Origin of the sequence: Adhaeribacter aquaticus DSM 16391, from assembly GCF_000473365.1 — a bacterium.
GTDB classification, from domain to species: Bacteria; Bacteroidota; Bacteroidia; order Cytophagales; family Hymenobacteraceae; genus Adhaeribacter; species Adhaeribacter aquaticus.
In genome coordinates this window covers 1,711,268-1,732,644 of record NZ_KI421517.1, presented here as the reverse complement: position 1 = coordinate 1,732,644, position 21,377 = coordinate 1,711,268, and the positions used below count along the sequence as shown (strand labels likewise).

Genomic DNA, 21,377 nt, shown 5'->3' with positions numbered 1-21,377 from the left:
AGGTAGCCGCCAACCCCATTCTAAATCCCCTGTTTATTCGTAATCAGGGGATTTTTTTTTGCCTAACCTTAAATATTACTACCCCTAACTGCTCTCTTACCCCCTAAACCTGTATATCCCCCCTTTAACTTACTTTAATTGGTCAAACCGCAAAAGGGAATTTACATTTCTTAAACATGCGTTTGTAGTTTGTAAATTAGGAGGTATACTTACTTTACAACCACTTTCTATTATTTATTAAAATTAGCGACTCTTATGGAGGGTAAAAAGTACATTGCTTATTATCGGGTTTCTACTGCTAAGCAAGCTGCCTCCCGATTAGGTCTAGAAGCACAAAAGTATGCAGTGGATACTTTTGTAAAAGGAAGCTCTATAATAGCCGAGTACATCGAAATAGAAAGCGGTAAAAAGGATAATCGACCTCAATTACAAGCAGCAATAGTGCATGCAAGTAAAGCCAAAGCAACGCTGGTAATTGCAAAATTAGATAGGCTTAGTCGTAACGCTGCTTTTATCTTTGCTTTAAAAGATAGCGGAATAGATTTTGTATGTGCTGATATGCCAGACGCTAATACCTTAACTATTGGCATATTTGCGGTGTTAGCTCAGCACGAAAGAGAATTAATAAGCTCTCGTACTAAAGCAGCTCTACAGGTTAAAAAAGCCCAAGGCTTTAAATTAGGCAAACCAGAAAACTTAACTAGTAAAGCCAGAATAGCAGCGGTACAGGTACTGAAAGAGAAGGCCTTTACTAACGAAAATAATATACGGGCAGCGGCTCTTATTCAGGCATATAAGTTTCAAGGATTAACTTGGTCAACTATAGCTGATAAATTAAATGCTGCTGGCTTTAAAGCGTCGCGTGGAGGCAAGTTTCAGGCTGTACAAGTACAACGGATACACGAACGGCTACTCAATCTAACATAAAGCTATTATAAAGCCTTTTAACGGATGATAATAGACAACTAAGGTGTTTCCCTGAATTAAGATAAATTATTTAACCTTGGGCATATTAAAGGCTAATAACAGTTGCTTTATAAGTTATATTGATGCTGTATATTTCTGCTCGACAAAAAAACTGATAATTTCTATTTAAGATTTACTGGAATTGGGATGCGGGTATAAGTTTTGAGTTTAGTTACGAAAGCCAAAAATATTATAAGCTTAAATTCCCAGAGTAGTTCGAAAATAACCAGCTGGGTTGCTTATGTCTTTTCTCCGAATAGCAATATCATATAAACATTTATTTGCTTTTTTCCTTAAATCCGTGCTATTGAGCACCAGGTTAATCAAAGTTTTATCTAGTATGCCAATATCATTTAGCCTACGCTTTAACTGAATTGCTTCCTGATCTGTATCGGAAGTTTCGAAGGGAATAACAGTTTGATATTGGTCTACCGTTCTTATAGTAAAATTAAGCTTGTGGATGGCCCTTCCTTTCTTCTCAATGGTATATTCTACCCGGATATCAGATAGTTCATTTATTTGCTTAATGGATGGCTCAATTACATTGTCTTTAAACTGTCCCCATTGTTTGTACTGTTCGGTATTCTTGCCGTTAGGATCTTTCAGGTTGAGCCTATACCGTAGTTGCTCCACTTCAAAAGATAAGTAACCTATATCCTTCCAGCGAGAGAACTGTACATACAGCCACTTGGCGTATTTACTGCTCATGGATAGCACACAAAAGAGCTGGAAAGAAGTAAAATTATTTTTCAGATCTACTAGATACGGTTTAAGCTCATCGGCAATGGTTAACTGAATCCGCCCCTGCCCTTTCAAATATTTGGCACTGCTCATCATGGCTACCTGCAAAAGCCCATCTTCCTCTTCTATTTCAAAAACTTTTCCAATTAATCCGGCAGTAGCTTCCCGTAACTGCTGGTAGTTCCAACCCCGGCCCGTAAGTTCTTCTATCTCCTTAACACTTATTTGATATTTGGTAGATGCAGTATCCCCTGGCTTTAACCGGGAAAGCAACATAAAGTAAATATCTAATTGTACAGCAGTTAAATCATGTCGGGCATTAGTAATTGCATTGTGGTGTCTTACCTGCAGGTGCGTTTCTTTAGTCTCCAGAGCTTCCATCATGCAGGCAAATTAGCAAAAAACTAGCACAAAAAACAGGTCAATGCGTACTTGCTGTTTTTTAACTTATAAAACCTGTTTGATAAACTTATAAAACCTGTTTTTTACGCTTATAAAACCTGTTTTTTAACTTATAAAACCTGTTTTTTAACTTATAAAACCTGTTTTTTAATCGCTGTAAATAATTGAATGTCAGTAGCTTGCAAACCTTACAAATATATCAAATAATTCAAATAATTCACAAATTTGTGATGTAAAGGCTTTTAGGAGGGTTTAAAGAAGTAAATTCAAAAAAAATCAAATCAAAAAAATCGGGAATGCGTAGAGGGGCGGCGGGCGGCGCAAAAAACAGGTTTCATAAGTTAATTAAATGCTAAAACGCTTAGTATTTACTAAGTTTTATAACTATTGCAATCTCATACTAGTTTTGAATTTAAAAGTTGAATAGATCATCTTCTAGGAATAAAGGTTTCTGATTAGCGCTTACTAATTTTAGGACCCACTAAGCGCATTACTTGCCTACGCTTATCAAATAACCTATTAAAGTAAGATAATAATGGTAATTTTAAGGCCAATTGGTTATTTTACTACTAACCTAGGATGATATTTTATTATTTTAATTTATAATTATTATCCTAGTATAAATGTTTTCTTAGATTTTTATGCCTAAAATTATAACTGTAGCACATCAGAAAGGAGGAGTAGGGAAAAGTACTTTAGCTTTGAATCTTGCTGCTTGCTTTATAGGTCAACTAAATATTGCTTTGGTAGATATTGATCCACAAGGCAGTATTAGTGGATTAAAAGAACTATTTCCAGATATTACAATTATTACAGAAGATCAATTTAGTCAAATTCAGGCCTTAGATTATGATGTAGTAATAGTCGATACGCCGCCTTATTTGTCGGCCCGCTTACCTGAGCTGTTTCAAATATCTGATTATGTGCTTGTACCTACAAAAGCCGGATTTTTTGATGTGATGGCCATAAAGGGAACCTTGGAATTAATTAATCAAGCACAGCAGCTACAACCTGGTTTAAAAGCCGGGATAGTATTAAATATGGTTAAGCATCGGTCCGGTATCAATTCAGAAGTAACAGAGCTTTTAAAAAGTATGGAAGCTCCTACACTTAAAACTGTTATTCATGATCGGGTGAGTTTTGCCCGATCGCCAATTAATGGTGGTGTATTAACTAGTGAGGATAAAAAAGCAAAAGAAGAAATAACCAGTTTAGCCGGTGAAATTGTAGAAGCAATCAAATAAATACTTTAATAGGTTTATATTTTAATATTATTGTAGGGTATTAGGTTAGTATAAGTACAAACAATAATGATATATGGCTAAAAAAGATATTCAGTCAGAAAAGTTAAAAGGATTTGCAGACATGCTAAAATCAAGTCCGGCTAAGGCTCCTATTCAGGAAATACGGCCCATTGAGCAACAATCCGAACACGAGGACCCCAAGGAAATTATGAAACAGTTAAATGTTTTAATTCGGGGAAGCATATTAAAGGCTGCTAAAAAGCATAGCGTTATTAATGATATACCATTAAAAGATATGGTAGACCAAGCTTTAGAAGCTTATCTGAAAAGCTTAGGGGCAATAGAATAAGTGTAGGTAGTCATTTGTAAACAGACAGTTATCTATACCTATTTACCTAATTGCTATCAGATGCTTTATAAGGCGCAATAAAATATAAGGCATATAATGTAATAAGGAGCGGGAAAGATTTTACTTAATAGTAAGTATCTTATTGACGGATACATAAAGTTCTTTAGAAGCTTAGAAGCAAAAATTAAAAAAAACTTTACGCAGAAGTTTGCAAGTAGAAAAAAGTTTTCTACTTTTGCACTCCCAAATCGAAAGAAACAGTCTTTCGGGGTTTAGTGAGACAGATAATAAAACATACCACAATATTGCCTTGTGACGATTGTCTAAATAGTTAATGTATCTCGAGTAGATACGCTCTTCAATAGAAGCTTGAAACTGATAAGCTTCATCAAAAAAAAACTTCATATAAAAGTTTATCCCAAACAACTAAAAAGTTTAGTGTTTCGGGAACAAAACGATCAACTAGGGTTGTTTAGCTTAGGTTGGTCTCTTAAGCAAAGAAGAAGATAACAGCAGGTTTTAGGAATGATCAAGTGGAATAATAATCCAGATGATTCTTCTGAAAAAAATAAAAAAACTTTGCATAGAAGTTTGCGGGTAGAAAAAATATTACTACCTTTGCACTCCCAAAACGAAAGAGGATGTCTTTCGGAGCTTGTTTGAAGCAAGTATATAAAAAATAAGTAATATATCACAACAACAGGTTGTGACAATTTAAACTACCAGGGGCTAAGCTTTTGGAGATGAGTTTAAAAAAGTTCTTTGAATAACTGAATAAGAATAGCAAACCGCATAAGTGCTTAATGTTAGCTTCGGCTAACAGGGTCTTATGTTAAAAAAAGAGCGTTGCGATCAGACTACACAAATTGAATCGAAAGATTCACAATCTATTTTCTACAATGGAGAGTTTGATCCTGGCTCAGGATGAACGCTAGCGGCAGGCCTAATACATGCAAGTCGAACGGGTCTAGGTAGCAATACCTAGATTAGTGGCGCACGGGTGCGTAACGCGTATGCAACCTACCTTCTATTGGGGGATAGCCTTCCGAAAGGAAGATTAATACCGCATAATATCATTTGATGGCATCTGAAGATGATTAAAGCTACGGCGATAGAAGATGGGCATGCGTGACATTAGCTAGTTGGTTGAGGTAACGGCTCACCAAGGCTACGATGTCTAGGGGTTCTGAGAGGATGATCCCCCACACTGGTACTGAGATACGGACCAGACTCCTACGGGAGGCAGCAGTAGGGAATATTGGGCAATGGACGCAAGTCTGACCCAGCCATGCCGCGTGCAGGATGAAGGCCTTCTGGGTTGTAAACTGCTTTTATCTAGGAAGAAAATACTCTTGCGAGAGGAACTGACGGTACTAGATGAATAAGCACCGGCTAACTCCGTGCCAGCAGCCGCGGTAATACGGAGGGTGCAAGCGTTGTCCGGATTTATTGGGTTTAAAGGGTGCGTAGGCGGCCTTGTAAGTCAGTGGTGAAAGCCCATCGCTCAACGATGGAACTGCCATTGATACTGCAAGGCTTGAGTACAGACGAGGTAGGCGGAATTGATAGTGTAGCGGTGAAATGCATAGATACTATCAAGAACACCGATTGCGTAGGCAGCTTACTAGGCTGTAACTGACGCTGAGGCACGAAAGCGTGGGGAGCGAACAGGATTAGATACCCTGGTAGTCCACGCTGTAAACGATGATTACTCGATGTTGGCGATAAACTGTCAGCGTCTTAGCGAAAGCGTTAAGTAATCCACCTGGGGAGTACGCCCGCAAGGGTGAAACTCAAAGGAATTGACGGGGGCCCGCACAAGCGGTGGAGCATGTGGTTTAATTCGATGATACGCGAGGAACCTTACCTAGGCTAGAATGCGCGTGACCGATCCAGAGATGGATCTTTCCTTCGGGACACAAAGCAAGGTGCTGCATGGCTGTCGTCAGCTCGTGCCGTGAGGTGTTGGGTTAAGTCCCGCAACGAGCGCAACCCCTATCTTTAGTTGCCAGCACATTATGGTGGGGACTCTAAAGAGACTGCCTGCGCAAGCAGTGAGGAAGGTGGGGATGACGTCAAGTCATCATGGCCCTTACGCCTAGGGCTACACACGTGCTACAATGGACGGTACAAAGGGTCGCTACTTGGTAACAAGATGCCAATCTCAAAAAACCGTTCTCAGTTCGGATTGAGGTCTGCAACTCGACCTCATGAAGCTGGAATCGCTAGTAATCGCGTATCAGCAATGACGCGGTGAATACGTTCCCGGGCCTTGTACACACCGCCCGTCAAGCCATGGAAGTCAGGGAGACCTGAAGATCGTAACCCACAAGGAGCGATTTAGGGTAAAACTGGTAACTGGGGCTAAGTCGTAACAAGGTAGCCGTACCGGAAGGTGCGGCTGGATCACCTCCTTTCTGGAGCTGATTGCAAACCTTATCATATTGTCTTCGGGCAATTGTTATAGACGCCTTTAAGTTAACTATTAGTAGCAATACAAAAGTTAGCAAGGTTTGCTATTCTTATCTCTTATTCAATCTTATCACGATCAGCAACAGGCTGGTTGAACAAAATAGTTTTAGTGGAATAACAGCGTGTAAGCTTGTGAGGGTAAGCAGGGAAAGACTAACAGGATTGCAAGTCACATGTTTAAATGCGGGCTTGTAGCTCAGGTGGTTAGAGCGCTACACTGATAATGTAGAGGTCCCTGGTTCGAGTCCAGGCAGGCCCACTCAAAAGTACCAGGGGGATTAGCTCAGCTGGCTAGAGCGCCTGCTTTGCACGCAGGAGGTCAACGGTTCGACTCCGTTATTCTCCACTAGATTAAAAACCAAGTAAAGACAACAGGTCTTTACTACTACATCTTGACATCATGAACAATACCAACAGCAACTACGATATGAGAAGCTGTTAGTACATGAACGATTAAGAAGAAAGTTCTTTGACATACTGAGAAGAGAGAATAATAATAAGATTCATAAAAAGAAGGTTTGTAGCAATACAAACAAAGTTTAGAGCAATCTAACTATAAGTAAAGAGTAAACTATTTTAAAGAAAGTTACTAAGAGCGTATGGGGGATGCCTAGGCTCTCAAAGGCGAAGAAGGACGTGATAAGCTGCGATAAGCTGCGGGGATTGGCACATACGAGTTGATCCGCAGATTTCCGAATGGGGCAACCCGGCTAGTTGAAGACTAGTCACACTTTAAGTGAGCAAACCCGGAGAACTGAAACATCTAAGTACCCGGAGGAAGAGAAAATAAAAATGATTCCCTAAGTAGTGGCGAGCGAACGGGGAAGAGCCCAAACCATAGTTGTTACGGCAACTACGGGGTTGTAGGACCACGATATGAGACTAAAAATTGAAGCTAAACTACCTGGGAAGGTAGGCCATAGAGGGTGATAGCCCCGTCAGCGTAAGCTTTTTAGCTCTAGTGGTATCCTGAGTAGGGCGGAACCAGAGAAATTCCGTCTGAATCTGCCGGTACCATCCGGTAAGGCTAAATACTTTTGAGAGACCGATAGTGAACCAGTACCGTGAGGGAAAGGTGAAAAGAACCTTGAATAAAGGAGTGAAATAGAACCTGAAACCATACGCTTACAAGCGGTCGGAGCCCTTTTGTGGGGTGACGGCGTGCCTTTTGCATAATGAGCCTACGAGTTACTCCTCTCTGGCAAGGTTAAGAGTCTAAAGGCTCGGAGCCGCAGCGAAAGCGAGTCTGAATAGGGCGCACAGTCAGAGGGGGTAGACGCGAAACTTTGTGATCTACCCTTGACCAGGTTGAAGTGTGGGTAACACCACATGGAGGACCGAACCAGTTTCCGTTGAAAAGGATTTGGATGAGTTGAGGGTAGGGGTGAAAGGCCAATCAAACTGAGAAATAGCTCGTACTCCCCGAAATGTTTTTAGGAACAGCGTCGTGGTTGAGTTTTATAGAGGTAGAGCTACCGATAGGACTAGGGGGAGTCAAATCCTACCGAATCCTGACGAACTCCGAATGCTATAAAATATACACGGCAGTGAGGCTTTGGGTGCTAAGGTCCAAGGCCGAGAGGGAAAGAACCCAGACCATCAGCTAAGGTCCCTAAATTTATGCTAAGTTGAACAAAGGAGGTCCAGTTGCTTTGACAGCCAGGATGTTGGCTTGGAAGCAGCCATTCATTTAAAGAGTGCGTAACAGCTCACTGGTCGAGCGACAGGGCATCGATAATAATCGGGCATCAAGCATAATACCGAAGCTATGGATATATTTATATATGGTAGGGGAGCATTCTTAACCGCGATGAAGGTACCTGGTAATGGGTGCTGGAGCGTTGAGAAAAGCAAATGTAGGCATAAGTAACGATAATGCAGGTGAGAAACCTGCACGCCGTAAGACTAAGGTTTCCTGAACAACGCTAATCGGTTCAGGGTTAGTCGGGTCCTAAGGCCGCAAGCGAAAGCAATGGTCGATGGACAACTGGTTAATATTCCAGTACTTGTTTTATTGAGTGATGTGGTGACGGAGTAGTGAAAGGTCTGCGCACTGACGGAATAGTGCGTTAAAGTCCGTAGGTATTGGTTTGGTAGGCAAATCCGCCAGACTAGCTGAAAGATGATAGTACTCCAAGCCTTCGGGCAAGGAGATAATGACCCTAATCAGACTTCCAAGAAAACCCGCTAAGCGTTTACAATAAAACAACCCGTACCGTAAACCGACACAGGTAGTCGAGGAGAGCATCCTAAGGCGCTCGAGTGAATCACGGCCAAGGAACTCGGCAAAATGGCCCTGTAACTTCGGGAGAAGGGGCGCTTCCTTGCAGCAATGCAAGAAGCCGCAGTGAAAAGGCCCAGGCGACTGTTTAACAAAAACACATGGCTTTGCGAAATCGAAAGATGAAGTATAAGGCCTGACACCTGCCCGGTGCTGGAAGGTTAAGAGGGGGGGTTAGCCGCAAGGCGAAGCTCTGAATCGAAGCCCCAGTAAACGGCGGCCGTAACTATAACGGTCCTAAGGTAGCGAAATTCCTTGTCGGGTAAGTTCCGACCTGCACGAATGGTGTAACGATCTGGGCGCTGTCTCAGCCGTGAGCTCGGTGAAATTGTAGTCTCGGTGAAGATGCCGAGTACCCGCAACGGGACGGAAAGACCCCGTGCACCTTTACTATAGCTTAACATTGACTCTGGATAACTCATGTGTAGGATAGGTGGGAGACTATGAAGCGGCGTCGCCAGGCGTCGTGGAGTCAACGTTGAAATACCACCCTTGGGTTATTTGGAGCCTAATCTGGAAACGGAGACAGTGTTTGGTGGGTAGTTTGACTGGGGTGGTCGCCTCCAAAAGAGTAACGGAGGCTTTCAAAGGTACCCTCAGCACGCTTGGTAACCGTGCGTAGAGTGCAATAGCAGAAGGGTGCTTGACTGTGAGGCCGACAAGCCGAGCAGGGTCGAAAGACGGATATAGTGATCCGGTGGTCCCGTATGGAAGGGCCATCGCTCAAAGGATAAAAGGTACGCCGGGGATAACAGGCTGATCTCCCCCAAGAGCTCATATCGACGGGGAGGTTTGGCACCTCGATGTCGGCTCGTCACGTCCTGGGGCTGGAGAAGGTCCCAAGGGTTCGGCTGTTCGCCGATTAAAGTGGCACGCGAGCTGGGTTCAGAACGTCGTGAGACAGTTCGGTCCCTATCTGTTGTGGGCGCAAGAAATTTGAGAGGACCTGACCTTAGTACGAGAGGACCGGGTTGGACAAGCCTCTAGTGCACCTGTTGTGGCGCCAGCTGCAGCGCAGGGTAGCTACGCTTGGACGAGATAAGCGCTGAAAGCATCTAAGTGCGAAACTCACCTCAAGATGAGATTTCTTTTAAGGGTCGTTATAGATGATGACGTTGATAGGCTGCAGGTGTAAAGGTAGAAATATCACAGCTGAGCAGTACTAATTACCCGTATGCTTTCTTTAAAGCAAGTAGTTTACTTTTTACTTCTACTTCTTTTCTTTTTAATTATTCTCTCTCTCTTTAAGTCAAAATACTTTAAAAACATTAATGCTGAATCGTCAGCATCACGATCGAAAGATCAAGAAAAATAATGGTGGTTATTGCGCGGGTGTTCACCTCTTCCCATTCCGAACAGAGAAGTTAAGCCCCGTTGCGCCAATGGTACTGCTGTCACAAGCGGGAGAGTAGGTAGCCGCCAACCCCATTCTAAATCCCCTGTTTATTCGTAATCAGGGGATTTTTTTTTGCCTAACCTTAAATATTACTACCCCTAACTGCTCTCTTACCCCCTAAACCTGTATATCCCCCCTTTAACTTACTTTAATTGGTCAAACCGCAAAAGGGAAATTTTGTTAATCACCCTTTTTTTCTTACTTCCGTTTAACAGAATATTTAAAATAATATTTTACCTTTCCTGTTTTAGTAGTATCTTTTTATTATAGCTTCGGGTTTACCAACAAATAAGATATGAATTTTCTAGCTCCTACTTTTTTATTTGGATTACTTGCTATATCTATTCCAGTCGTTATTCATCTTATAGAGTTAAGGAGGGCTAAAAGAGTTGCTTTTACTAATGTTGCTTTTATTAAAGAGGTTAAAAATATTACTTCAAGTCATAGAAGGTTAAAGCATATCCTTGTTCTGCTTTCTCGGGTTTTTTTTATTGTATTTTTTGTTCTAATGTTTGCGCAACCTTTTATCCCAGAGAACATCGTTGATCAAAGAACTTCGAATCACCTGAAAATTTTTGTGGATAATTCTTTCAGTTTAGAAAATGAAGCTGAAACGGAAGGAAATAATTTATTAGATATTGCTAACAAACATTTGAGAAGTTTAATTGAATTTTCTGGAAATAACAGCAGGTTCTTTTATGTAGATCAAACTAACAGGTCTAATATATATAATGCCTTTACTAAAGAAAAAGTATTAAATCATTTAGATGATGTTACTTTCTCAGCTAATAATAAATCTCCTAAATCTGTTTTTTCTAGCATTGCCATTTCAAGTAAAGAACCCGCGGAAATTGTTTTTTACTCCGATTTTCAAAGGAACTACTTCAATCCTAATTTACTTAAAGAGCTTACTCCTGATAATAATTACTATTTTATTCATTTAAAAGGGACAGCGGAACATAATGCTTTTGTTGATAGTGTTTTTCTGGAAGATGAGTTTGTCCGGCTGAATGATCTTAATAAGATTACAGTTAAATTAAGGAATTCTGGTTTGAAGGAAATAAAAAGCTGCCAGGTTAAATTTTTTATTGGATCTCAACAGGTTTCTGCTTTGGCTGTAAATATACCTGGTAAAGGAATTTCTAATGTTACCTTCCAATTTAAATTAAGTGATCCTAATTTAAAACAATGCAAAATTGTTTTACAGGATTTTCCGGTTGAATTTGATAATACTTATTACTTTACTTTACAAGCTTCCAGTAAATTAAACATTTTAGATTTATCAGAACAAGGTGGTGTACCTACTCAGCATTTGTATGCTAATGAACCTGTATTTAATTATTCCCATTTAACTGCTGCTCAATTTAATTTTGCAAAACTTCAAAAAGCTGATTTAATTATTGTTAATGGTCTTAATACCGTTTCTATGGCCTTAGTTGGTAATTTGGAGGATTTTGTCGCTAAAGGAGGAAATCTTATTATAGTACCACCTAAAGAAATTAATGGTAACTTTTTACAATTTATAAATAAGTTGAAAATTAGCTCTTCGGCAGCAGACAAAAGTCCTTCCAACACTGCTCAAACCGAACTTGCCTCTCCTGATAAAAGTAATCCTTTTTTTGAACGTATTTTTGAAATGAACCATTCTCGCATAGATATGCCTAAAGGATTTAATATTCTTAGGTGGACCAAAGCAACCGGTGATATTTTAAAATTTAAAAATGGAGATAAATTCCTTTCCTTTTTTAAAAGAGGGTCTGGACAAGTGTTTTTGTTTAGTACTCCCTTACTAGAGGAATATACCAACTTTGCTAACCATTCCTTATTCGTTCCTGTGATGTATAAAATTGCTATGGAAAGTTTTAAACTTAAGCAGTATTCGGCTTACGATTTAGGATCTCCCGCTATCAACTTTTCATTAATGGATCAAAAATATTCTGAAAAAGATGTTTTTAAATTGGTAAAAGATAGCGTAGTATATATACCGGAACAACAAGTTAGGGAAGGAAAATTAGTTTTTAGTATACCTAATGAATTAAATAAATCAGGGTTTTATCAATTAACCAGTAACCAGAAAGTGCTAACAGATTTTGCATTTAATTTCCCTAAACAAGAATCTGAATTAGATAGTTATTCTGTAACAGAGCTCAAAAATTTTGCTGAAAACGCTAAAAATATTAAAATACTAGATGCTTCTGATGAAATTGCTATTAAAAAAATCTTCTCTCAGGAAAACTTTGGTACGCAACTTTGGAAATATTGCCTAATATTGTGCTTGATTTTCGCATTTTTTGAAATTTTACTAGTCAGGTTTTTATAATATGAAGCGTACGCTCCTTAAAAACATTAAAATATTTGATCAGTCCTCCTCCTTTCATCTTGCAAATTCCAATATTCTAATTGCTGAAGGTAAAGTTGTTTATTTAGGGCCCGATGAAAAAGAAGCTGATGATATAATTGAAGAGGAAGGTTTGTGTTTATCCGCTGGTTGGGTTGATATGAATTGCTGGTTTGGTGATCCTGGATTTGAGCATAAAGAAGATTTATTTTCAGTGGCAAATGCAGCCGCTAAAGGTGGATTTACAGAAATAGTAAGTTTGCCTACTGTTCAACCTGTTGTTCAGACTAAAAATGCTATTGCCTACATACAGAGCCGTACTGCTCATTTACCTATTACCTTTTTACCGGCAGGAGCTGTTTCAGTAGATACGTTGGGTAAAGATTTAACTGAAATGATAGATCTGCATCAGGCAGGTGCAGTTGCCTTTACTGATGGGGAAGAAGGAATTCAAGGAGCCGATCTACTTCTAAAAGCTTTACATTATGTACAGTTTTTCGATGGTCTTGTTATACAAAGGCCTCAACATGCAGGTTTAAGCCAGCATGGTCAGATGCATGAGGGAATAGCCAGTACTAGGCTAGGTTTGAAAGGTATTCCGGCATTAGCTGAAGAGGTGGTTGTATCCCGTGATTTACAATTGCTGGAATATAGTGGGGGTAAACTTCATCTTTCTTTGCTTTCTACTGCCGGGGCAATTAATATGGTCCGGGAAGCCAAAGTCCGAGGCTTGGCGGTAACTTGCGATGTGGCCAGCTACCAGGTTGCCTTTACGGATGAAGATATATTGGATTTTGATACCAATTATAAAGTTAACCCTCCTTTTCGGTCTCAAGCGGATAAAGAGGGTATTATTCAGGGATTAAAAGATGGCACTATTGATGCCTTGGTTTCGGCGCATAAGCCACAGGATACTGAATCTAAGAAACTAGAATTTGATTTAGCAGAGTTTGGTATAATTAATCTTGAAACAGCTTTTTCAGTGGCCATTACTTATTCTTCCTTAGAGGTCGAGGATTTAATTACTAAGTTTACCGTAAACCCCAGAAAAATTTTAGGATTACCTGTTCCAGTATTAAAAGAAGGAGAGTTAGCTAATTTTACTTTATTTAATCCTTTAAAAAAATGGGTGCCCCTAGTTCAAAATTCGGCTTCTAAAGCCGATAACAGCCCATTCTTTGGTCTGGAACTAACCGGGCAGGTATACGGCATCATTAATAAGGGACAAGTGGTAATCAATCCGGAATATAATTTATAGTTACCTTTGTCCTCAAATTTAAAAATTTATGTTTGATCAGGCTGTTGTGCGGACTGGAATCCGGTATGGTGTAATTTGTGCCGTATTTGGGTTTACAGTAATTCTTATTTTATATTTTACTGGCTTAAACCCATACGGGCAAAGTAGCTTATTTTCCCTGGTGTTTTTGCCCGTTTTTATTATTGCAGGATCCTCCTCTTATAAAAAATATAATGACCAGAATCTTGGGTTTCTAAAGGCATTTCGGGTTGCCCTTACTATAACCTTTTTTGCTGCTTTGGCATCGGCTATGCTTACCTATATATTTTCAGTATTTGCCGGAATTGAAGTTATTCAGCGGCATATAACTGAAATGAGAATGGCTATGGAAGCAGTTAGAGCTCAAACTATTGAAATGATTGGGGAGGCCAATTATAAACAAACCTTAGCTCAATTAGAAAAAACAACTCCTTTTAACCTGGCCATGGATGACTTCATGAAGAAAATGCTGACCGGGTTTATTATTTCTATAGTTGCAGCTACATTTTTTAGAAAATAAAATATCAACGCCATGAACGAAAATCTTCCCTTGGATCAGCCTGCTGGTAATAGCCCTACTGGGGTAGCTATACGATATGGCTTTTTTACCAGCTTCCTAAGCGTTGTTTATAGTTTATTATTATTTGTAACGGGGTGGAATGTAACGAACCAAGCCTTAACCTGGATTTCCTTTTTAATTTTAGGAGCAGGTATTTTTTTAGCTCATAATTATTTTAAAAGTTCAGGTAATGGCTATATGCGATATGGTCAGGGGATTGGAATTGGGTCGTTGCTGGCTCTAGTGGTGGGATTGATCTCAGGAATATTTACCTATGTTTATGTAAAGTTTGTGGATAGCGGTTTTATGGATCGGGTAAAAGATATGCAGGTGGCTCAATTAGAAGAAAGGGGAATGAGCGATGAGCAAATTGAACAAGCCATGCAAATGAGTGAAAAGTTTATGGGGCCGGAGATGATGGTTGTCTGGTCTGTTTTAGGTACTTTATTTTTTGGTTTTTTAGTATCTTTAGTAATTGCCGCCATTACTAAAAATACAAAACCAGAATACGAATAAAAGCATTCATGTTGGAAGCAATTTTAAATATTTCGGTTGTGGTTCCGTTGCTTAACGAAGCCGAATCGCTACCGGAATTAACCCAGTGGATTAGCCGGGTAATGCAGGAAAATCAGTTTTCCTACGAGGTTTTGTTAATAGATGATGGCAGCACGGATGATTCCTGGCGAATTATTCAATCTTTAGCAGCGGGTAATTCCCATATTAAAGGTATCCGGTTTAACCGGAACTATGGTAAGTCAGCTGCGTTGAACGTAGGTTTTCGTCAGTGCCGGGGTGAGGTGGTCATCACCATGGATGCTGATTTACAGGATTCGCCGGATGAGATTCCAGAATTGTACAATATGATTAAAAATCAGGGGTATGATTTAGTTTCAGGTTGGAAAAAGAAACGTTACGATCCCCTTACTAAAACCATTCCTACTAAATTATTCAATGGGGTAACCCGTAAGATTTCTAAAATTAACCTGCACGATTTTAATTGTGGTCTGAAAGCTTATGACCAGCGAGTAGTTAAAAGCATTGAGGTTTATGGGGAAATGCATCGGTATATACCCGTTATTGCCAAATGGAATGGTTTTTATAAAATTGGAGAAAAGGTAGTACAGCACCGGGAGCGAAAGTATGGCATTACCAAGTTTGGCTTAGAACGTTTTGTTTATGGATTTCTGGATCTCCTGTCAATTACATTTGTATCTAAGTTTAAAAAGCGCCCAATGCACTTTTTCGGAACGATGGGCACGCTTTCTTTTTTCTTAGGACTTCTCATAACTATCTGGCTTATTTTAGAAAAAGTATTTCATTTATATACCGGACGGCCGCGGGATATTGTAGATAAACCTTTATTTTACCTGGCTTTAGTAGCCTTAATTGTTGGAGTACAATTGTTCCTGGCGGGGTTTTTGGCCGAAATGGTGTCTTTATCTGGGAGCCGAAAAAATGAGTATTTAATCCGGGACCGGGTGGGCTTAGAGTTTTATGGCTAATGTTATAATTATTGGGCCGGCCTATCCCTTACGGGGAGGCTTAGCTACTTATAACGAGCGGCTAGCTAAAGCTTTCCAGGACCAGGGCGACAGCGTAGAGATTGTTACTTTTAGTTTACAGTATCCTGATTTTTTGTTTCCGGGCCAAACACAATATTCTTCGGAGCCTGCTCCCCAAAACCTAACTATTAAACCGCTTATAAATTCTGTAAACCCTATTTCATGGGTTAAAGCTGGAAATTATTTAAAACATAAAAAGCCAGCTATCATAATTTTTCGGTTTTGGCTGCCCTTTATGGGACCGGCCTTAGGTACAATTGCCCGTATAGTAGCACTCAATAAATTTACTAAAATTTTAGCTATAACGGACAATGTAATTCCGCACGAAAAGCGCATAGGAGATGTCCCTTTTACTAAATATTTCCTTTCGCCTATTCAGGGTTTTATTACCATGTCACGGGCTGTTTTGCAAGATCTGGAAGTATTGCAGGCTAAGAAACCTAAGGTATACCATGCTCATCCGTTATACGATAATTTTGGGGAACTGGAATCCAAGGCTAAGGCTTTGCAATATCTAAAATTAGATCCCCATTATAAGTACATCCTGTTTTTTGGTTTTATCAGGGCTTATAAAGGATTAGATTTATTGTTACATGCTTTTGCTGATGAACGATTAAAATCATTACCAGTCAAGTTAATAATAGCCGGAGAGTTTTATGAGGATCCCCAACCTTATGAAACCATTATTAAAAAATATGACATGGAAGAACGCATTATAAGAGCCACCAATTTTATACCTAATAATGAAGTGGTACACTACTTCTGTGCTGCTGACTTAGTGGTACAACCTTACAAACACGCAACCCAAAGTGGCGTGTCGCAAATTGCTTATCATTTTGATAAGCCAATGTTAGTAACCGATGTGGGAGGCTTGGCTGAACTTATTCCGGATGGCAAGGTTGGTTATGTAACACCTGCCGAGCCACAGGCTATAGCTGATGCGTTGGTAGATTTTTATACCCATAACCGGGAGGCAGAATTTACAGCAAATATTCCTGCTTTAAAAAAACAATTTTCTTGGGAAAGTATGCTAACGGTAATTAAACAGTTAGCATACCAGGTTTAGATTGCGGCAAGCAAAGTTTTACATGGTGCAGGACCTTGGCTGGCGGTAAATCTTCCATACATGATACGCCAAATTTACAGGTGCCCCGGTAAAAGCAGGCACATTCTTTCTCCGGTTGTACAATGTATCCCCGGTTATATAACTCAAACTCGTAAGGGTTAAATATATTATTCATTAGTACCAGTTGTTTCTGCAGCGCAATGGAAATATGCATGGCCATGGTAACCTGCGTTACAATAACATCCATCTGGTACATCAGGTTAATAAACTGTTCTAGTTTAAAATAACCCAAATAAGTAGCCCCGGTCAGGCTACTAAGGGTTTTATTACGGGCGTCTTCCTGTTCACCACCTAATAGTACAACATTATAATGTTCCTGTTGTAATAATTTTATTAATTCAACCCATTTCTCATCCGACCATAAACGGGTAGTCCAGCGGTCACCGCAACCAGTATTTAAACCAATAAGGGGGTGGGTTTTATCGAAAGGCCAGTTGTAGCCTTTCTCTTCATGGTTGTCAAAAATATATTCTTCGCCTTTAAATTGCCATCCGCAAATTTCAAAAATTTCTTCTACGTAAGATTTTTGGTTGCTTAAACTGATATCATCAAAAACCCCGGTCAGGTATTTATGATTGGCTAATTTATTGGATGGAAAAGCCCCGCCGTTTTCCATCCGGTAACCATATTTTTCCTCGGCCCTTATGCTATCATGCAAGGCACAAGCTTCTTTATCTTTATCCAGGTTGTACAGAACATCAAATGAGGTGCTTTGTAGGTAAAGGATAGCAGCCAGATCAAATTTAAGGATTTCATCTACGGCATACTTGGGTAATATGGCCGGGGTATGCGTAAGCCAGGTAATTTTAGCATCAGGGTATTCTTCCCTGATTTTCCGGACAAGCGGTGTGGTCCGGATAACATCGCCAATGGCTCCTAATTTAATAATTAAAACTCTTTTTTGAATTGGTGTATAAACCGGGCAACCTTCACAGCGGTATCCTTCTTCCTTGTTAGGTTTACAAGGAAGATCGCCTCTAAAATGAATGCAATCGGTATTAACTAATACACCGTTTATTTCTGGCATGCCTAAAAGTTATTAAGGGTATGGAGTAAGTAGTTTCTAAAACTTGATTCCAGTATAATTAAACGGCGAAATAGCTTTTAACTCTTGTTTTACGGCATCACTTACCTCTAAAGTATCGATAAATGTGGCCATTGTTTGGGCCGAAATTTTTTCATTTGTTCGGGTTAAAGCTTTTAAAGCTTCATATGGTTCAGGATAAGCTTCCCGCCGCAATATAGTTTGGATTCCTTCGGCTACTACTGCCCAATTATCTTCCAGGTCTGCCAGTAGGGCATTTTCATTTAACTCTAATTTGCCAATTCCCTTTTGTAACGATTTTAAAGCTAACAGGCTGTGAGAAAGAGGTATGCCTAGATTACGAAGCACCGTAGAATCCGTTAAATCGCGTTGTAAACGGGAAATAGGAAGTTTAGCCGCTAAAAATTCGAAAATCGCATTAGCCAGGCCAAAGTTGCCTTCCGCATTCTCAAAGTCAATAGGATTTACTTTATGAGGCATAGCAGAAGAACCTACTTCGCCGGCCTTAATTTTTTGTTTAAAATACCCCAAAGAAACGTATTGCCAGACATCCCGGGCAAAATCTATCAGTATGGTATTAATTCTTTTTAGGCCATCAAAATAAGCAGCCAAGTTATCGTAATGTTCAATTTGGGTGGTATGTACGCTACGTTTTAAGCCTAGCACCTCTTCTACAAAAGATTTACCAAAGGCGGTCCAATCGGTTTGCGGGTAAGCTACAAAATGAGCGTTGAAATTTCCTGTTGCGCCACCAAATTTAGCCGAGAATGGCACTTGCGCTAATAAGGAAAGCTGGCCTTCCAGCCGCTCAGCAAAAACTTTGATTTCTTTACCCAGCCGGGTAGGAGAGGCTGGTTGGCCATGGGTACGAGCCAGCATCGGTACTTCTTGCCACAGCTCAGCTAAACTATTTAAAGTATCTAGTAAATTAGTGTATAACGGTATGATGAATTTATCAGAAGCTTCCTTTAAAGAAAGCGGAATAGCGGTGTTGTTTACGTCCTGAGAGGTTAAACCAAAATGTATAAATTCTTTATAAGCGGTTAAGCCTAATTCATCAAATTGTTTTTTTATAAAGTATTCTACAGCCTTTACATCATGGTTTGTTGTTTTTTCCAACTCCTTAATGTAAAGCGCATCTTCTTCACTAAAATTAATATAAATATCTCTTAGCTGCTGAAATAAATCTTGGTTTACTTCTGCAAGTTGTGGTAAAGGTAATTGACATAAAGCGATGAAATATTCTACCTCAACCCGAACCCGGTAATGGATGAGTCCAAATTCAGAGAAATAAGGAGCTAGTTCTGTTAGTTGTTTGCGATAACGACCATCTACCGGGGAAATAGCGGTGAGCGTATTTAAATCCATAATAGGTTAATTTTTTTCAAAAATAACAATTTCCTGTAGAAAGCACGCGCAAATCTGTGAAAGAACTAACTGATTATAAATTGAACAATTGCGTTATTGGATTTGCTTTTATCCTTTATATAATTTTTTCGTTAAATACGCTCGTGCCTACGTATTTACTCTAAATGAATTTGCGTAGTTCTTGCTGTTAATTACACTTTATTCTGTTAATTCGCGTTATTATTGTATTTTGAAAAAATTGAACAAGGAAGCATTTAAAAATTTCATAAAACGGAACTGGAAAAAGTGGGCGATCATCTCCTTTTCTATTTTCTTTATTTTAGCAGTTGCCATATATCTTTTCCGCGCCCGGATCCTTCAACTGGTAGTTAAGGAAGTAATCACTAAAGTAGAAGCAAAATATCCTGTAGATTTTACTATTCAAAAAGCTTTCTTCAGCGATATGAATACTGTCAGGATGGATAAAATTGCCGTTGTACCACATGGGCAGGATACGCTGATGCAAATAGGAAATATTGATGCCGAAATAAGCGTGAAATCCATGTTTTTGCTAAGGCCGGTATTTAGTGAGCTAATAATAGAAAATGCCTTTCTTACTGCTCTTAAGCATAATGGGCAGGATAATTTTTCTTTTCTGTTAAAGAAAAAGAGCAATGCTCCCCGCGATACTACTAAGTCTCGAAATTACGGTGAATTATTAAACCGGTTAATTGAAACGGCTTTTGAGAATGTGCCTGATGCGGTAGATTTCCGGAATTTTAGAGTTATATATGATAGTGATCATCGGAATATCGCCATTACAATGCCTGAATTAAAGGTAGAGGATGGCAATATTCAAACCGATATTACTATTAAGATAGATTCATTGGTTAATCAGCTCCGGGTTAAGGGATTTATAGATCCGGATGATTATGTTATTTCTGCCAGTTTGTATACGGAGGATGCAGCAGGTATTCGGGTACCTTACATCAAAGAAAAATTCAAGGCCAAACTTTCGTTTGATACCCTGCACGTAAGTTTAGCCAATAAAAGATATGAGGATGAGCGCTTAACTATTAAGGGTACAGCCCGGGTAAATAATTTGGAGGTCAATCATCCGCAATTAGCTGAAAAGGATGTCCGGATAAATAATGGGGCCTTAGACTATATTATTACGCTGGGGCAAAATTATTATTCTTTAGATACCTTGTCTAAAGTAAGGGTAAATAAAATGATACTTTATCCGCAGGCCAAATTTGTAACTAAGCCTTCTAAACAAATTACCTTAAAACTTAATTCGGCGCAGACAGAATCCAATGACTTTTTCCAGTCTTTGCCAGAAGGCATGTTTGAATCTTTTGATGGTTTAAAAGCCCAGGGCTACCTTACCTACAATATGAATTTTTTTGTGGATTTGGCCAGGGTGGATAGTCTGAAGTTTGAATCGGACCTGCAAGGAAAATATTTTAATATTCTGCAATATGGGAAAACCGATTTTAGGAAAATAAACCAGCCGTTTGAGCATACGGTTTATGAATATGGTAAACCTTTGCGCACCTTTACCGTGGGGCCAACCAATCCTAATTTTACTCCTTTCGAACAAATTTCGCCTTACCTCAAGAATGCCATTTTAACTTCTGAAGATCCGCAATTTTTCAGGCACAAAGGTTTTCATAAGGGCGCCTTCCGGCAATCAATGATTGACAATATTAAAAAGAGTTCATTTGTGCGCGGCGGTAGTACTATTTCAATGCAGTTGGTTAAAAACGTGTTCTTAACCCGTAATAAAACCATAGCCCGGAAAGCCGAGGAAATCTTAATTGTTTGGCTAATGGAGAATAATCGGATTAGCTCTAAACAGCGGATGTATGAAGTATACCTGAATATAATAGAATGGGGGCCTAATGTTTATGGCGTCAAGGAGGCAAGTAACTTTTTCTTTGAAAAAAGCCCGGCTAACCTGACTCTAGAAGAAAGTCTTTATTTAGCCAGCATTATTCCGAGTCCTAAAAAATACCGTTATTCTTTTGATGCCTACGGTAACTTGCGCAATCGGCCGCGCTATTATTTCCGGTTAATTAGTGGCATTATGCACCGGAAAGGTTTAATTTCTGATTATGATTATTCTACCATGTATCCGCACGTAAACTTAAGAGGTCGGGCCCGGAGTTTAATTGTGACTGCAACGGCTCCGGATACTACGGTAGCAGAAAGTTTACCTTTTAATATTGACATGGACTTAGAAGCTCCTATAGACGTGCTGGATTAATTTC

Annotated in this window: 13 protein-coding genes, 2 tRNA genes and 3 rRNA genes; 15 read left to right on the top strand and 3 right to left on the bottom strand. The window is 39.5% G+C overall.

Annotated elements, in window-relative coordinates; all coding sequences use genetic code 11:
- Positions 1–255: 255 nt before the first annotated feature.
- Complete coding sequence (locus tag ADHAQ_RS0109740; RefSeq protein ID WP_026462764.1) at positions 256–927, top strand: recombinase family protein; 672 nt, start codon at positions 256–258, stop codon at positions 925–927.
- A gap of 237 nt (positions 928–1,164) precedes the next feature.
- On the opposite strand, the gene ADHAQ_RS0109735 is transcribed toward ADHAQ_RS0109740, so the two are convergent.
- The gene (locus ADHAQ_RS0109735; protein WP_026462763.1) at positions 1,165–2,091 is read right to left on the bottom strand and encodes a replication initiation protein; all 927 of its coding nucleotides are present in this window, start codon (positions 2,089–2,091) and stop codon (positions 1,165–1,167) included.
- A 659-nt stretch (positions 2,092–2,750) separates the two neighbouring features.
- Between ADHAQ_RS0109735 and ADHAQ_RS0109730 the strand changes: the two genes are divergently transcribed.
- From ADHAQ_RS0109730 to ADHAQ_RS0109670, 13 genes are all read left to right on the top strand, one after another.
- A complete protein-coding gene (locus ADHAQ_RS0109730; protein ID WP_026462762.1) occupies positions 2,751–3,353 on the top strand; it encodes a ParA family protein in 603 nt (200 codons plus the stop codon).
- A gap of 73 nt (positions 3,354–3,426) precedes the next feature.
- A complete protein-coding gene (locus tag ADHAQ_RS0109725) occupies positions 3,427–3,702 on the top strand; it encodes a hypothetical protein (protein ID WP_026462761.1) in 276 nt (91 codons plus the stop codon).
- Between the two features lie 896 nt (positions 3,703–4,598).
- Positions 4,599–6,119, top strand: a 16S ribosomal RNA gene (locus ADHAQ_RS0109720).
- Positions 6,120–6,359: 240 nt separating this feature from the next.
- Positions 6,360–6,433, top strand: a tRNA-Ile gene (locus ADHAQ_RS0109715).
- Positions 6,434–6,446: 13 nt separating this feature from the next.
- A tRNA-Ala gene (locus ADHAQ_RS0109710) sits at positions 6,447–6,520 on the top strand.
- Positions 6,521–6,753: 233 nt separating this feature from the next.
- Positions 6,754–9,641, top strand: a 23S ribosomal RNA gene (locus ADHAQ_RS0109705).
- Between the two features lie 127 nt (positions 9,642–9,768).
- Positions 9,769–9,880 (top strand): 5S ribosomal RNA (gene rrf / locus ADHAQ_RS0109700).
- Together the 16S, 23S and 5S rRNA genes with 2 tRNA genes alongside form the textbook arrangement of a ribosomal RNA operon.
- A 266-nt stretch (positions 9,881–10,146) precedes the next feature.
- Complete coding sequence (locus ADHAQ_RS0109695) at positions 10,147–12,171, top strand: BatA domain-containing protein (protein WP_026462760.1); 2,025 nt, start codon at positions 10,147–10,149, stop codon at positions 12,169–12,171.
- A 1-nt stretch (position 12,172) separates the two neighbouring features.
- Positions 12,173–13,447: a dihydroorotase gene (locus ADHAQ_RS0109690; protein WP_026462759.1), complete on the top strand. Its 1,275-nt coding sequence runs from the start codon at positions 12,173–12,175 to the stop codon at positions 13,445–13,447.
- Positions 13,448–13,475: 28 nt separating this feature from the next.
- Positions 13,476–13,985 carry a DUF4199 domain-containing protein gene (locus ADHAQ_RS0109685; RefSeq protein WP_034256719.1) on the top strand — a complete coding sequence of 170 codons (510 nt, stop codon included), beginning with the start codon at positions 13,476–13,478 and terminating at the stop codon, positions 13,983–13,985.
- Between the two features lie 12 nt (positions 13,986–13,997).
- Positions 13,998–14,540 (top strand): DUF4199 domain-containing protein, encoded by a 543-nt coding sequence (locus tag ADHAQ_RS0109680; RefSeq protein WP_051359829.1) that lies wholly within the window; start codon positions 13,998–14,000, stop codon positions 14,538–14,540.
- An 8-nt stretch (positions 14,541–14,548) separates the two neighbouring features.
- Entirely contained in the window at positions 14,549–15,526 is a 978-nt protein-coding gene (locus ADHAQ_RS0109675; protein ID WP_026462756.1) for a glycosyltransferase family 2 protein, read from the top strand.
- A complete protein-coding gene (locus tag ADHAQ_RS0109670; RefSeq protein ID WP_026462755.1) occupies positions 15,519–16,652 on the top strand; it encodes a glycosyltransferase in 1,134 nt (377 codons plus the stop codon). Before ADHAQ_RS0109675 ends, ADHAQ_RS0109670 begins: the two co-directional genes overlap by 8 nt.
- On the opposite strand, the gene ADHAQ_RS25200 is transcribed toward ADHAQ_RS0109670, so the two are convergent.
- Together ADHAQ_RS25200 and purB are read right to left on the bottom strand one after the other, a co-directional pair.
- Positions 16,627–17,739, bottom strand: coding sequence for a glycosyltransferase family 9 protein (locus ADHAQ_RS25200; protein WP_051359828.1), 1,113 nt, complete (start codon positions 17,737–17,739; stop codon positions 16,627–16,629). The two genes, ADHAQ_RS0109670 and ADHAQ_RS25200, sit on opposite strands and share 26 nt — an antisense overlap.
- A gap of 36 nt (positions 17,740–17,775) precedes the next feature.
- The gene (gene purB, locus ADHAQ_RS0109660) at positions 17,776–19,125 is read right to left on the bottom strand and encodes an adenylosuccinate lyase (protein ID WP_026462754.1); all 1,350 of its coding nucleotides are present in this window, start codon (positions 19,123–19,125) and stop codon (positions 17,776–17,778) included.
- Between the two features lie 229 nt (positions 19,126–19,354).
- Between purB and ADHAQ_RS0109655 the strand changes: the two genes are divergently transcribed.
- A complete protein-coding gene (locus ADHAQ_RS0109655) occupies positions 19,355–21,373 on the top strand; it encodes a biosynthetic peptidoglycan transglycosylase (RefSeq protein ID WP_245590592.1) in 2,019 nt (672 codons plus the stop codon).
- The last annotated feature ends 4 nt before the right edge of the window (positions 21,374–21,377 follow it).

Excerpts from the sequence above, each read along its gene's own strand:
- ADHAQ_RS0109690 (WP_026462759.1), top strand. The coding sequence starts at position 12,173 with ATGAAGCGTACGCTCCTTAAAAACATTAAAATATTTGATCAGTCCTCC.
- ADHAQ_RS0109685 (WP_034256719.1), top strand. The coding sequence starts at position 13,476 with ATGTTTGATCAGGCTGTTGTGCGGACTGGAATCCGGTATGGTGTAATT.
- ADHAQ_RS0109735 (WP_026462763.1), bottom strand. The coding sequence starts at position 2,091 with ATGATGGAAGCTCTGGAGACTAAAGAAACGCACCTGCAGGTAAGACAC.
- ADHAQ_RS0109680 (WP_051359829.1), top strand. The coding sequence starts at position 13,998 with ATGAACGAAAATCTTCCCTTGGATCAGCCTGCTGGTAATAGCCCTACT.
- purB (WP_026462754.1), bottom strand. The coding sequence starts at position 19,125 with ATGGATTTAAATACGCTCACCGCTATTTCCCCGGTAGATGGTCGTTAT.
- ADHAQ_RS0109695 (WP_026462760.1), top strand. The coding sequence starts at position 10,147 with ATGAATTTTCTAGCTCCTACTTTTTTATTTGGATTACTTGCTATATCT.
- ADHAQ_RS0109675 (WP_026462756.1), top strand. The coding sequence starts at position 14,549 with ATGTTGGAAGCAATTTTAAATATTTCGGTTGTGGTTCCGTTGCTTAAC.
- ADHAQ_RS0109740 (WP_026462764.1), top strand. The coding sequence starts at position 256 with ATGGAGGGTAAAAAGTACATTGCTTATTATCGGGTTTCTACTGCTAAG.
- ADHAQ_RS0109730 (WP_026462762.1), top strand. The coding sequence starts at position 2,751 with ATGCCTAAAATTATAACTGTAGCACATCAGAAAGGAGGAGTAGGGAAA.
- ADHAQ_RS0109725 (WP_026462761.1), top strand. The coding sequence starts at position 3,427 with ATGGCTAAAAAAGATATTCAGTCAGAAAAGTTAAAAGGATTTGCAGAC.
- ADHAQ_RS25200 (WP_051359828.1), bottom strand. The coding sequence starts at position 17,739 with ATGCCAGAAATAAACGGTGTATTAGTTAATACCGATTGCATTCATTTT.
- ADHAQ_RS0109670 (WP_026462755.1), top strand. The coding sequence starts at position 15,519 with ATGGCTAATGTTATAATTATTGGGCCGGCCTATCCCTTACGGGGAGGC.